The sequence below is a fragment of the Campylobacter majalis genome (assembly GCF_905120465.1).
In the GTDB taxonomy this organism is placed as follows: Bacteria; Campylobacterota; Campylobacteria; order Campylobacterales; family Campylobacteraceae; genus Campylobacter_A; species Campylobacter_A majalis.
The window spans coordinates 92,449-106,543 of the sequence record NZ_CAJHOF010000001.1 but is presented as its reverse complement, the minus strand read 5'-3'; the positions used below and the strand labels follow the sequence as shown (position 1 = coordinate 106,543).

11 protein-coding genes are annotated in these 14,095 nt (G+C 34.1%); 4 read left to right on the top strand and 7 right to left on the bottom strand.

What is annotated here, in order from left to right:
* Nucleotides 1-3: 3 nt before the first annotated feature.
* The gene (locus LQU93_RS00535) at nucleotides 4-594 is read left to right on the top strand and encodes a hydrogenase-4 component G (RefSeq protein WP_229931932.1); all 591 of its coding nucleotides are present in this window, start codon (nucleotides 4-6) and stop codon (nucleotides 592-594) included.
* A 1,219-nt stretch (nucleotides 595-1,813) separates the two neighbouring features.
* Here LQU93_RS00535 and LQU93_RS00530 read toward each other — a convergent pair.
* From LQU93_RS00530 to murJ, 7 genes are all read right to left on the bottom strand, one after another.
* A complete protein-coding gene (locus LQU93_RS00530; RefSeq protein WP_418884049.1) occupies nucleotides 1,814-2,602 on the bottom strand; it encodes an enoyl-ACP reductase in 789 nt (262 codons plus the stop codon).
* On the bottom strand, nucleotides 2,602-3,492 hold the full coding sequence (dapA, locus tag LQU93_RS00525) for a 4-hydroxy-tetrahydrodipicolinate synthase (protein WP_229931931.1): 891 nt from the start codon (nucleotides 3,490-3,492) through the stop codon (nucleotides 2,602-2,604). The genes LQU93_RS00530 and dapA overlap by 1 nt, the downstream gene beginning before the upstream one ends.
* Nucleotides 3,489-4,736 (bottom strand): M16 family metallopeptidase, encoded by a 1,248-nt coding sequence (locus LQU93_RS00520; RefSeq protein WP_229931930.1) that lies wholly within the window; start codon nucleotides 4,734-4,736, stop codon nucleotides 3,489-3,491. The genes dapA and LQU93_RS00520 overlap by 4 nt, the downstream gene beginning before the upstream one ends.
* A 20-nt stretch (nucleotides 4,737-4,756) precedes the next feature.
* A complete protein-coding gene (locus LQU93_RS00515) occupies nucleotides 4,757-5,827 on the bottom strand; it encodes a quinone-dependent dihydroorotate dehydrogenase (RefSeq protein ID WP_229931929.1) in 1,071 nt (356 codons plus the stop codon).
* A 47-nt stretch (nucleotides 5,828-5,874) separates the two neighbouring features.
* Nucleotides 5,875-7,590: an ABC transporter ATP-binding protein gene (locus tag LQU93_RS00510; RefSeq protein ID WP_229932037.1), complete on the bottom strand. Its 1,716-nt coding sequence runs from the start codon at nucleotides 7,588-7,590 to the stop codon at nucleotides 5,875-5,877.
* Between the two features lie 89 nt (nucleotides 7,591-7,679).
* Complete coding sequence (cysS, locus tag LQU93_RS00505; RefSeq protein WP_229931928.1) at nucleotides 7,680-9,059, bottom strand: cysteine--tRNA ligase; 1,380 nt, start codon at nucleotides 9,057-9,059, stop codon at nucleotides 7,680-7,682.
* Entirely contained in the window at nucleotides 9,046-10,446 is a 1,401-nt protein-coding gene (gene murJ, locus LQU93_RS00500; protein WP_229931927.1) for a murein biosynthesis integral membrane protein MurJ, read from the bottom strand. Before murJ ends, cysS begins: the two co-directional genes overlap by 14 nt.
* A 117-nt stretch (nucleotides 10,447-10,563) precedes the next feature.
* Between murJ and LQU93_RS00495 the strand changes: the two genes are divergently transcribed.
* From LQU93_RS00495 to LQU93_RS00485, 3 genes are read left to right on the top strand one after another with little or no spacing between them, the layout of a single operon-like run.
* Complete coding sequence (locus tag LQU93_RS00495) at nucleotides 10,564-12,468, top strand: flagellar assembly protein A (protein ID WP_229931926.1); 1,905 nt, start codon at nucleotides 10,564-10,566, stop codon at nucleotides 12,466-12,468.
* On the top strand, nucleotides 12,465-13,019 hold the full coding sequence (gene ruvA / locus LQU93_RS00490) for a Holliday junction branch migration protein RuvA (protein ID WP_229931925.1): 555 nt from the start codon (nucleotides 12,465-12,467) through the stop codon (nucleotides 13,017-13,019). The genes LQU93_RS00495 and ruvA overlap by 4 nt, the downstream gene beginning before the upstream one ends.
* A gap of 10 nt (nucleotides 13,020-13,029) precedes the next feature.
* A complete protein-coding gene (locus tag LQU93_RS00485; RefSeq protein WP_229931924.1) occupies nucleotides 13,030-14,067 on the top strand; it encodes a D-alanine--D-alanine ligase in 1,038 nt (345 codons plus the stop codon).
* Nucleotides 14,068-14,095 lie beyond the last annotated feature (28 nt).

The following is a 14,095-nucleotide window of genomic DNA, read 5'->3' as shown; positions in this document are numbered from 1 at the left end:
AAAATGCAAATCTCAACATCACAAGTCGCTAGTGCGTATGCAAATGTCAAGCAGCACGTTGGCGAGAAAAATCAAAACGAGAGCAAGGAAGCAAAAGGACTTGAAATCAATGCAAACATGACGGCAAAGCAGGTTTCAAATGCTTATTTTATGCAGTATTCACAACAAATAATATCGCAGTCTAGTTCTAGCATAAACGCTCAAAGTGGTTTTTTTGGCATGGCGAGCGGTTTTGTGCCAGAAAATTTAGCAGATATTTTAAACTCAATAGATTATGATGCTATTGGATATACTGGCAAACCAATATCAAGCTTAAGCCAAGATGAAGCTAGTGCATTGGTTGGCGAAGATGGATTTTTTGGTGTAGCAAAAACTAGCGAAAGAATAGCTGGATTTGTTCTAGCTGGTGCTGGTGATGATGTCGAGAAATTAAAAGCTGGTAGAGAGGGCATACTTCGTGGTTTTAATGAAGCTGAAAAAATGTGGGGCGGCAAACTACCTGATATTGCACACGAAACCATAGAAAAATCATTAAAAGCGATAGATGAAAAACTAGCCAGTCTTGGTGCTAGTGTCGTCAATATAGAAGCTTAACGACTTATAAGGGCAAAGACTGCCCTTATGTATAATTAAAACCAATATGTAAAAATTTTAGTTTGCCAAAAGTGTGATAAAATTTATTTGCTTTAAGCAATGAAATTTACAAATAGTTGGAGTGTAATTTATTTTAGGTGCTTAAACAAAACTATCACAAGAGTGTAAAATGCATCAAAAATTCAATATTAAATATTTAAAATTTAATATGCACTCTTTTGTCTATAAGTCTAGAAATTTATCTTGTTATAATAAACCTTTGCATCATATTTTTATAGTTATGAATAAAACAAAATAACTAGTGCAAATGACATCTTTCAATATAGTTTAAAATATCTTTAATTGGTATTAAATTTTTTATCTTTATGTAAGCAAACTATAAATTTTACTTTTATTTGATGTTTGTTTTTAACTTCGCTTCTTCCTTTATAAGATTATCATCATGAAGAACCTCTCTTCGTTTGTTGTGAGATGATTGCTTAACATTGTTTATATAAATAATTTTATTTATAAATTTACTAAAATTTTAGATTTTATATTCTTTGTAAAACAAGTATAGTTGCAAGATAAAGCAATAAGCCAAGCAAAACTTTCACAAATCAATAGGGTATTTTAAGCTACAACGATAATATTAACAATAAAGTATCTTTTACATACAAAGCAATGTTTATTAAATCTTTTTAAGTTAAAATGGTAGCAACAGAAAATACAAGTAAGCTAAATGCGATGTTTTTATTTTCTTGTGTTACTGTAGTGTAAATTAAGTATAATATTAAGGCTTACAAAAAACACTTAAATTTATAAGAAAGTCTATATTGTAGTATGATGAATTATATAAAAGTAAATGTCTAAGCCCATTTTAATGCTTAGACATGTAACATCAATCAAAATCGTTTAGTTCTAACTTTTGCAACTATCTCTTTGGCCATGCTATCTACTTCAGATGTTACAGCATTTGTTGTCATGGCTATCTGGACGTTTTGTTTGATTAAGTGATATTTTTAAAGCTTTGTAATCAAAAATATAAAAGCAATTAAAAATTCATAAAAAATCGGTGAAATTTAGGCTAAATTTAAAGAATTTATAAAATTATAATCTTAAAGTGCCAGACTTAGACTAAGCGAAATTTAAACAACTAAGCAAGGTGTTAAAATAAGTGCTAATGTTAAACTTCAACAAAGCATAAGTCAGTAGGGGAGAGTAGTTTTAAGTGAGTAAATCACTTAAATGTTGTTCCACCATCGATAATAAAACTATGTCCTGTTATCCACGACGCCTTTGATGAGCATAAAAATACACAAGCACCACTTAAATCCTCAGGCTGTCCCATGCGGTTTAATGGGCTTAATTTGGCCGTGTAATCACGCACCTCTTCGTAGTTTGTAAATGCTCTTAAAGCGTCCGTTTCGATCGGTCCGCCACTTACGACATTTACGCGGATGTTTTTCTCACCAAGCTCGGTGGCTGCGTATCTTGCCATTGCTTCAACTGCTGCTTTTGCTGTGCCGTGACCTGAGTAGTTTTCGATATAGACTAGATTGCCTGTTGAACTAAGCGATATTATCGCACCGCCACCCACTTTTTCCATTCGTTTAGCAGCTTCTTGAGAGCCTACTACAAATGCATTTACTGTAGCCGTGAATATGTTGTTTATGCCACGTGGTTTTAGCTTCATAAACTTAGTGTATCCGCCAGCGACCGCACGACCTGAGATGATGGCATTTGAGATGAAAAAATCAACCCTATCAAAATCAGCGTCAATTGCTTCAAATACGCCCTTGTAAGTTTCTGGCTCAAGTATGTTTAGTGCATATGCTCGTGCTTTTATGCCATACTCTTTTTCAAGCTCGGCAGCTTGCTGTTTTGCTAACTCTTCGTTTGAGTTGTAGGTAAATGCTACATTGCAACCAAGTTTGGCAAACTCAAGGACTATTGCTCTGCCTATGCCCCTTGTTCCGCCACTTATTACTAGCGTTTTTTTAGTAAATTCGTTTTTAATTAAATCCATTAAAATCCTTTGATATCATAAAATTTCATTACGTTTTCTATCTTTTTTAAATTTTCGTTACTTGGGTTTGTTAAAGGCAATCTATACTCAAGCACAGGCAACAGCCCAGCTATGTAAAGTGCTGCTTTTATTGGTATTGGATTGCTTTCGCAAAATAAAATTTTATTTATATTATACAGTTTGTCGTTTATCTCTTTTGCTTCTATGTATTTTTGATCTAGTGCTAGATGGGTGAGCTTTGAGATCTGATCTGGTAGTAAATTTGACGTTACCGAAATCACGCCTTTGCCACCATTTGATAGTATTGGGTAGTTTATCGCATCATCACCGCTAATAACCACTAAATCAGGCTCATGAGCTAGCAAATCAACACATCTATCTATGCTTCCAGTTGCCTCTTTGACACCGTATATGTTGGCACAGTCTCGAAACAGTCTAAATACTGTCTCTGGTAGGATGTCGCTACTTGTTCTGCTTGGAACGTTATATGTTAAAACCGGAATTTCAACACTATTTGCTATAGCTTTGTAGTGCTGATAAAGCCCTTCTTGCATAGGTTTGTTGTAATACGGGGCGACTGATAAGATCCCATCAGCCCCATGTTCTTGTGCAAATTGTGCAAGTCCGATAGCTTCATGAGTAGCGTTTGATCCAGCACCTGCCATAACCTTTGTATTTGTTCCTTTGCATGTGCTAACGGCTATTTGTATGCATCTTCTGTGTTCATCATGTGTAAGTGTTGCACTTTCGCCAGTTGTGCCAACTGGTACAACTACATCTATGCCGTTTTTAATTTGACGTTTTATTAATTTTTCATATGTTTCTTCATCTAGTTTGCCGTTTTTAAATGGCGTAACAAGGGCTGTCATTGCACCGATTAATTGTGTCATGAGTTCTCCTTTTTTAGTATTATTGTGGTTGAGTTTTTCTCGACAAAATATCTATTTGCTACATCTTGTAACTCGTTTTTGCTTAAATTTTCTATCCTATTTTCTAGCTCAAAAAGTGGTGCTATATCGCCACGTGCCAGATAGCTACCATATAAATTTGCAACTTTTGAAGCACTATCAAACGAATATACAAAATCGCTTTTTATGAGATTTTTCACACGCTGTATCTCGTCATCGTTTATTGGTTTTGTTTTTAAATCAGATAAAATTTCAAGTATATTTTTCTCAACTTCGGTTGCATCTACATCTGGGTTACAAACCGCCATTATGACAAATAAATTCTCATCAACACAGCTCATCGCATAAGCAAATACTTGATTTGCTAATTGTTTTTCTTCGACTAGTGTTTTTTGTAATACCGAGCTTTTGCCAGTGCTTAGATACTCGCCCAATGCGTTTAAAACTGCTTGATCTGGATGTGAAAATGAAGGCACTTTGTAGGCTATAGCTAACATTTGAGTTGGACTATCTTTGTGTAAAATCGCTCTTTTTGCACCATCTTGAGCTGGTTCTACGCAATGCACGGTTGGAATTTCGCACGTATTTTTTACATCTTTAAATGCCTCTTTTGCATACTCAAAAGCCTTTTTTTTACTTACATCTCCAGTGATTAGCAGTATTGCATTTTTAGGTTGATAGTATGTTTTGTGAAACTCTTTTATATCATCAATGCTCCAGTTTTTTATATCATTGCTAAAGCCTATTGGCGTCCAGTGATATGGATGATAGATAAAGGCGTGATTGTAAAGTCTATAAAAAAGATAACCAAGCGGATTATTATCGGTTCGCCATCTTCGCTCTTCAGCGACTACATCGCGTTCAGGCTGGAACTCTTTGTCTTTTAGACTTAAATTTTGCATAAGTTCGGCAAAAAGTTGGATTGATTTTTTTAAATTTTCATTTGAGCATTTTATGAAATAGTGAGTATAATCAAACCCAGTTGATGCGTTATCAACTCCGCCAAATTCCTTAACTATACGGTCAAATTCACCAGCTTTTAAATTTTTAGTCGATTTAAAATTTAAATGCTCTAACATATGAGCTATGCCACTTTTGCCCATAACTTCGTTGCGTGAGCCTACTTTGTAAAATATATCAACGCTTATGACTTTTGAACCTTTATTTAGCGGTATATGATATATCTGTAGTCCATTTTTTAGTTTTGTTTTATTAAATTTTACCAAATTTATTCCTTGAATTTTGTTTATTTTTTGACATCAATACCAATGGCTTGACTTATATGACTAAACCCATCTAGTCTTAAAAGTGCTTTTAGTCCAAGGTTTATATCACGACAAATGGTTGGTCCTTGAAATATAAAACCTGTATAAATTTGAACCAAACTTGCACCCATTTTTATGCGTTTATATACCTCTTCTGGACTATCTATGCCGCCACATGCGATAAGTGTTGTTTTGCCATATAGCTCATCAGCTACCACTTTAAATATCTGGCGTGACTTTTCAGCTATGACCTTGCCACTTAAGCCGCCGAAATTTTTAAGATTTGGTGATTTTGATAGTGAATAATCAACACTTGTGTTTGATATAATTATGCCGCTTGCACCATTATTTACCGCTGTGGTTGAAATTTTTATTGCATCATCGTAGTTTAGATCAGGTGCGATTTTTAAAATAAGCGGCTTTTTGCTTAATTTACTTAGCGCATCAAATAGCTCTGACACAAAACCAACCTCTTGTAGTGCTCGTAAATTTGGGGTATTTGGCGATGAAATGTTGATTACAAATGCATCGCAAAATTTATTAAATTGATTTACAAGCTTGATATAATCGTGTATTGCTGTTTCGTTGATTGTGATTTTATTTTTTCCGATGTTTGCCCATAGTGGTATGGTATTTGGATATGCTTTTATAAGTCGTCCTTCAATCTTATCAGCACCATCGTTATTAAAACCCATGGCGTTTTGAATACTTTCTTCTTCTATTAAACGAAAAAGTCTAGGTTTTTCATTGCCTTTTTGTGGCATTGGAGTAAATGTTCCATATTCTAAAAAACCAAATCCAAGGGCTTTAAGCCCCTCAATCATCGTAGCATTTTTATCAAATCCCCCACCTATGCCAACTGGATTGATGTATGGCTTATCAAATATGGTTTGCTCTAAAATAGGGTCGTTTATAACGCACTCTTTTGAGATTTTATCGTATAATCCTGGCACAAATTCTGCACCATTTATAAAATATTCGGCTATTTTATGAGCCGTTTCAGGAGAAAACATAAAAAGTATTTTTTTTAAATCATTATAACTAAAACCCATATTTTATCCTTTCGTGTTAAAATTTGCTGATTTTATCAAAAATGTGCTTAAACTAAGGCTTTTCCTTTTAGCTTTGCGTATAATTCACAGCTACTACTAAGCGTATCATCATCGCCAACTCCAGCGACCTTGCCAGCATCGATAACTACGATTTTATCGGCATTTTGTATGGTGCTTAGACGATGAGCTATGACAAAGATGATCTTTTTATGAGCAAGTGAGTTTATGGCGTTTGTTATCTCTTTTTCGCTCTCGTTATCAAGGGCTGATGTTGCCTCGTCAAATATCAAAATTTCAGGCTCGTTATACAAGGCTCTAGCGATTGCTATGCGTTGGCGTTGTCCGCCGGATAAATTTGTGCCAAACTCATCAAGTTTTGTGTAAATTTTATCATCTAATTGCTCTACAAAATTATAAGCATTTGCCATTTTTAGAGCGTTTATAACCTTTTGCTCATCCATTTCGCGTCCGTATGATACGTTATTTGCAATAGTGTCGTTAAAGATATAAACTCTTTGGCTTACAAAGCCTATTTTATCTCTGATTTGATCTAGTTTATACTCTTTTAAATTTACATCATTTATGGCTATCTCGCCGCTACTTGGATCATAAAATCTCATAAGCAAGTTTATAATCGATGTCTTTCCGCCACCACTTGAGCCAACTAGGGCTATCATCTCTGATTTGTTCGCACAAAAGCTTATACCATCTAGTGCTTGTTTGTCGCCGTATTTTAAACAAGCGTTTTTAAACTCTATCTTTTCAATCTGGCTTGGAGCGTCGATTGTGCCGTTTTTAATCGTGCTTTTTTTATCAAGCAGTTCAAAGGTTCTCTCACTAGCCGCTATGGCATCTTGGGTTTTATTGTAGATCCCAACTATGCGTTTTATAGGAGTGTAGAGCATAAAAAGTGCTGTTAAAAAGCTAAAAAATGATCCAATGCTTAGCTGATCATCAATCACCTCTTTGCCGCCTATTATGATGACTACTGCTACGCCGATTGAGCCTATCATCTCCATCATCGGACTTACAAGTTGCTCTATCTTTGTTGCTTTTAAATTTATTTTTAAAAAGTTTAAATTTTCATCGCTAAATCTTTTATGCTCGTAGTTTTGAGCATTGTTGGCTTTGATTATCTCGATATTTGTAAAATTTTCATTTAAAGCTGCACTTATGTCTGAGATTTTTTCTTGCGATTTTCGTGAGATTTTTTTCATCTTTTTTGCAAATCTAGTTATTGGATAGATTGCTGCTGGAAGTACCACAAGTGCGAAAAATGCTAGTTTTGGGCTTTGGTATATCACCACGCCAAGTAGGGCAAGTGCGGTAATAAGCTCTCTAATAAACTCAGGTATTAGGTTTGAGACGATTGAGCGAATGCGTTCGATGTCGTTTATGGTTCTGCTCATCAACTCGCCAGTTCGGTAGGTGTTAAAAAAGCTCATATCAAGAGAGAGTAAATTTTTAAGCATGCTATCGCGAAACCTTCTAATCGTGTCTTGACCGATGTAGGCTGTGTAGTATGCTTGAGTAAATGTGCCTAGGTTTTTTAAAAAATATACCAAAATGATAGCGTATGGCAGGATGTAAAGAAGGGTTGTGTTTTTATCGACAAAAATTTTATTAAGCACTGGCTCAACCAACCACGCCGATGCCGCCGTACCAAGACTAGCTAAAAGCATACCTATAAAAGCTAAGATAAACTGCGGTATGTAGTCTTTAAAATAGGGTTTAAAACGCTTTAGAACATCTTTTAACTCCATTTTATTTGGCTCTTTTGTGTTTGCTTTGTTTGAGTTGCTATTTGCAAAATTGTCATTTTTGTTTAAAATTTCAACATCTTTTATCTCACTCATAGCTTCTCCCACATCGTGCCGTTTGGAGTATCCATTAAACTTATGCCTTTTTGGCTTAACTCATCACGCAACGCATCTGATAGTGCAAAATCTTTTTGTTTTTTGGCTTCATTGCGTTTGTTGATGATGGCTTGAATGCGAGCTTTTTCATCATCACTTATGCCAAATTGAAAATACTCAAAACTATCAAGCATTGCGATGCCTAAAATTTCATTTAAAAACTCTAAATTTGCTACAATCTCGCCTTTTATATTTTTGTCTTTTGGATTTTTATCAAGCTCATCGTTTGCTTTAACGACTAACTCATCTACACAGGCTAGGGCTTTTGATGTGTTTAAATCATCTCTTAAAGCGTTTAAAATTTCATCTTTAAAGCTTTGATTAACAAGTCCTTTTTTTACTCCATAAACTCTCTTTTTTAGTCTATAAATTTTATCCAAACGTTTTTTTGAAGCTTGTAAGTCATCATATGAGTAGTTGAAATTTGCCCTATAATGAACGCTAAGCAAATAAAATCTAAGCACTTCGGCATGATGTGATTTTAACGTATCTTTTACAAAAAAGCTGTTATTTAAACTTTTGCTCATTTTTTCGTTATTTATCTGTATAAAGCCGTTGTGCATCCAGTATTTGCTTAGTTCATGTTTTTCGCTACATCTGCATTGTGTGGCTTCATTTTCATGATGTGGAAAGAGCAAATCAGATCCACCAGCGTGTATGTCTGTTAGGTATTGTGTGTTATTATCAAGTAAATTCTTTATCATCACAACGCACTCTGAATGCCATCCTGGTCTTCCTTTGCCAAAATTTGCTTCGTAGAAATTTTCATCAAATTTCCATAGCACAAAGTCCTTTTTGTCGCGTTTGTTTTGATTATTTTCTACTCTTGCTTGAGTTTGCTCATCATCTGTTTTGTTGCTGATGCTTAGATATTTTTCATCTTTTGAAGTATCAAAATATACCCCATCATCAAGGATATATGCATAGTCATTTTTAATAAGATTGTTTATATACTCAATCATATGCGTAACATACTCTGTTGCTTTTGGTTTTATGTCAGGCTCTAAGACATTAAGTGCTTTCATATCATTTTCATAGCTAGTTATGTAATAAGATGTTATATCTTGCATACTTTTGCCAGTTTCGCTCATCTTTTTTAAAATTTTATCATCTATATCGGTGTAGTTTCTTACAAATTTTACCTTATATCCTAGTGCGATTAGTGTGCGTCTAAGCATGTCAAAGCTAATTGCTGATTTTGCATGTCCAAGGTGTGCATCATCATATACGGTTGGACCGCAAAGATATATGCGAACTACGTCGCCTTCTGGATTAAGTTTAAGTTTTTGTTTTTTAACGCTATCATAAATAAACATCTAATATTTCCTTTAAATTTAAAAGCACGATGATTTCAAACACTATAATTACAAGCGTAAGAAGTAAAAATTTTAACTCAATTATACTCAAAAATCGCTTATAGCCAAATTCTTTGATGTATAAACCAAGCTGTAAAAATCCTCCCATTGATGATGCTAACGCTAGACCAAACGCACCGTAATATTGCATTAAAATTACAGCCATAATTAAGTTAAAGCCAAGTGAGATAATGGCGATTTTTGACGCTAATTTTTGCTTTAAATTTGCATAAACCCATAGCGAAAACAGCTTAGCCATGCCAAATGGCACAAGCCCTATTAAATACCCTGATAAAACCAGTGCTGTAGCTATAGTATCGGCTTTGCTAAATTCTCCGCGTTCAAACAACAACCATACTATTGGCTCAGCCAGTATTATTCCGCCTACGCTTGAAGCAAGAAGCGTTATTAGTAGTAGATTAAAGCTTTTTTTTGTTTGGATTAGTGCGTTTTTCTCGTCGTTATTTTTAATTAATTTTGTGATTTTTGGAAATAGTGCTTGAGCAAGTGCAATTGCAAATACTGCTAATGGAAGTTGAAAGATACGATTTGCATAAAACATATAACTTATGCTTCCAGATACCAAAAATGACGCCAACCATGTATCCATAAAGGCACCTATTTGCATAGCTGATGAGCCAAGAAGTCCGTGATAAAAATTTACAAAAAAGCCCTTTATTTTTGTCTTTTTGCCTTTAATATAGCCTTTAATACCACCAAAAAATAGTTTGTTTAACCCTTTAAATTTTAACGCAATTAAGTGTGTAAAGACCTGCAAAATACCACCCAAAACTACCCCACAGCTTAAATACATCGCAACTTCGCTTTGCTCTTTGCCTTTGGCTAACAAAAGCGATAAAATCATGGAGATGTTTAAGAGTGCAGTTGAGAAGGCTGTGGTTGCAAAATGTCCGCGGTATTGCAAAAGTGAGCCTAAAAATGTCACTACATAAATTAGTGCTAGATAGTAAAAATTTATTTGAACAAGCGGTATGGCGTTTTGTATATCGTTTTGGCTAAGCCCAGTTGCTATTAGCTTGATAAATTGTGGCGTGAAAAGATTAACTAAAAGTGTTAAAAAACTTATGAATATCAGAAATTTTATGAAAATTTCAGCACTAAATAGTGCTTTTTTGCTGGATTTTGTAAAATTTGGCAAAAAAGCCTGAGTAAATGCACCCTCTGCAAAAATTCTCCTGAATAAATTAGGTAGTTTAAACGCTATGAAAAATAGATCACTAAATATCCCAGCACCCAAAATCAAGGCGGTTAAAATATCTCTAACAAGTCCTAAAATTCTCGAAAAAACAATACCTGAAGCGTTTGAAAAAAAGCCTTTAATAAACATATATTTACCTTAAATGAAATCAAAATGCTATCAAAAAATATCTTTAAAAATAGTTATAACCGAAATTTAATGAAAATTGTGAAATAATAATGACTTTAAAAAAGATATAGGAAAAAGATGAGCGAGATAGTATATTTTACTCCAATACATGCTGATACTAAAACCCCACACCAAGACATAAAAGAGCTAAGTAAAAGTAGTGGCGTTAGTGCAGAATTTATAGACTTTAGACTTATTGATTTTACTACATCCTATACAAATGAAAAAAACCCAAATCCAATCGAGCTAAGCAAAGATAAACTTAAGATATTTGATGATAGAGAATTTTATCTAGATCCGACACTTAACATAGAGCAAACCTATCATGTTGAGTATTATGATACTAGACGTGTTCCAAAACCAGTTTTACCACGCATAAATATCGGTGCAAACAACTCATTGACAAAAGTTGTCGCTACTATATCTGCCTCTCGTGATGCTACTTATGAGACTGGTTATGATAATTTGCTTTATGAGTATATTGCAAAACAGCTTATTAGGGTTGGAATTTTGATAGGCATAAGAGATTATGATTTAAGGCAGACTTTAACTCGTGTCTCTTCTGTGCTTCGTATAAAAGAGATGATAGATACTGATTATACTTTTAATGTCACCATAGGGGTAGATCCTCGTCCTGCTGTTGATTCTGAATTAATATATAGATATAAAAACAAAATAAACAATATAGACAAAAATGACAAAATCGATCATGCCGCACGTGGCTATGTGCTTGGGGTTGTTGTAGATGAGATAATAATAGAGTATATTAAACCAAAAGCAGGTGGCAACGGCAGAAATGTAAGAGGTGAGTTTTTAAAGACACAAGATCCTAAGGAAGAAGCATTAAAAGAGATAAATATAAGCGAAAATATACAGCGTTTAGAAGATGATAAAACTATAAAATTTATAGCTAAAAAGGCTGGATTTGTTAGCGAAGAAAAAGGCGTTTTTGATATAAAAGATGAGCTTGAGGTTACAGAGGTTAGTTTTCGTCAAACAGGCTCAATTAAAACAGAAATGAACTCAAATGTCAGTATTGTAATTAAAGAAGATGATATATTTAAAGATGCCATTGGTTCTGGTGTTGTTGTTGAAGCAAAGGAAGTAAGTGTTAAAGGAAGTGTAGCAGCAAATGCCAAAGTTGTAGCCGAACGTGTCAAAATAGGTGGGCAAACTCATGCTAAGGCAAACATAAAAGCAAAAGATGCTGAAATAGCAGTTCATATAGGCTATGTGGAGGCTGATGAGGTTCGCATAGATAGATTAGAGGGTGGAACAGTAGTTGCAAAAAATGTCGTTATAAAAAGCGTAGTTGGCGGTTCTATCACGGCTGATAAGATCACTATTGAGACTCTTGGTTCAAATTGCACAATCAAGGCATTAGAGTTAATAGATGTGAAATTTTTGCGTGGAATGAATAATAAATTTATAATTGATGCTAGTATGATGCAGGATAAGGGCTATGATGTAGAAGGGCATGTAAAACGCATGAATGAAATAGAAGACAAAATGCAAAAAATGCCAAAAATTTTAGAAAAACATAAGCACGTTATAGACAGTAACAAAGATTCAGTCTATGCCATAAAAGCCAAAATTGAAGAGTTATCAAAATCAAACGTCATACCTCCAGTAACTTTTATGAAAAAGCTAAAAGAGTATCAGCAGTTAGTTGGTGAGTATAATGCACTGCTTAGAGAGTACAACTCTATAAAATTTGAGCTAAATGATTTAAAAACTGAGCTAGATATCATGCAAAATGGAATTTTGTCAGCCAAAGTGGTAAATAGAAGCAATTGGCTTGAATTAAATGAGGTAAAATTTATACTAGTGGATCCGCCAACAGAGGTGTCTTATTTAACTAAGCAAAATGAAATGGCAAGAGTTATGAAATTGGCTAAAATAAATGATGATGGCGAGATAAAATATGAGATACGAAAATCAAATGATTTAAATTTATTGCCAAAATTAAAGGAAGATAGTTGATTAAAGCAATTGAAGGCATAATAAGCAAAAAAGAACCAGCGTTTGTGATACTAAAAACTGCTAGTGGCGTTAGTTACGGCGTATTTGTGTCGCTATTTTGTGCAGCTAGATTAGAAAAAGGGCAAAATATTGAGCTAAATATAACGCAAATCATAAGAGAAGATGCAAATTTATTGTATGGTTTTATCGATGTTGCGGAGCAAAAAATGTTTGAAATGTTGATAAAACTAAGTGGAATAGGTGCTGCTACGGCTATGGCGGTATGCTCATCTTTAAGCTCACAATCATTTAGTTCAGCTGTTATAAACGGTGATGCAACAACCCTGCAAAAAGTCCCTGGAATAGGTGTAAAAACGGCACGACGAATAATAGCTGAGTTAAGCGATGCAAAACTGATAACTGATGTAAGTGTTAATGAGCATCAAAATGAAGCCATGATGGCACTTGAAAGTCTTGGATTTAAACGAGAAAAAATATATAAAATTTTAAGTGAGTGCAACTCAAATAATACAGCCGATCTTATAAAAGAAGCACTTAAAAAATTAAGCTAGGATTAAAATAATGAAATACGCAGTGATATTTGGAGCAAAAAGTTATGAGCATGAGATAAGCATAGTAAGTGCTATTGTGCTAAAAAATGTTATAAAAAATGAAATGAAATATATTTTTTGCGATGATGAAAGAAATTTTTATCTAATTGAGCCAAAAAATATGAGAGCAAATTACTTTGCTAAACGTGAGTATAAAAGTGCAAAAAAGCTCTTTTTGTCAAAAGGTGGTTTTTATACACATTCGATATTTGGTATTAAAAAGCAAGACGTTGATGTGTATATTAATATGATTCATGGTATGGACGGAGAAGATGGCAGAATTGCTGGATTGCTTGAGTTTTATGGGGTTAAATTTATAGGTCCTAGACTTGAGGCCGGCGTGCTTAGTTTTAGTAAAGAGCTTACAAAATACTTGGCACTAAAAGCCGGTGTTAAAACACTTAAGTATCAAACCATAAAACGAGATGATAAGATTAATATACCATATCCATTTATCCTAAAACCCCTAAGACTTGGTAGCTCAATAGGTGTAAGCGTGGTAAATAGCGAAGATGAGTTGCAATATGCTCTAGATGTGGCTTTTGAGTTTGATAATGAGGTATTAATAGAGCCTTTTATAAGTGGCGTTAAAGAGTATAATTTGGCTGGTTGTAGGGCTGATGGTGAGTATATTTATTCTATAGTTGAAGAGCCTAAGAAAGATCAAATGCTTGATTTTGATCAAAAATATCTAAGTTTTTCAAATGATAAAAGGGTTGCTAGGGCTGAAATTTCAACAGAGCTAGAGCTTAAACTAAAAGATGCTTTTGCAAAAATTTATGATTGTGGATTTGATGGTGCATTGATACGTTGTGATTTTTTCGTGATTGATGGCGAGGTGTATTTAAACGAGGTTAATCCAAACCCAGGAAGCATGGCAAATTATCTGTTTGATGATTTTAGAAGCGTTTTAGATGCTCTTGCAAATTCTTTACCAAAACAGAAAAAATTAAGCGTTAAATATGAATTTTTAACATCCATAACACATTCAAAAGGCGGTAAAGTTTAACGCTTTTATAATATAAAATATGTTAAAT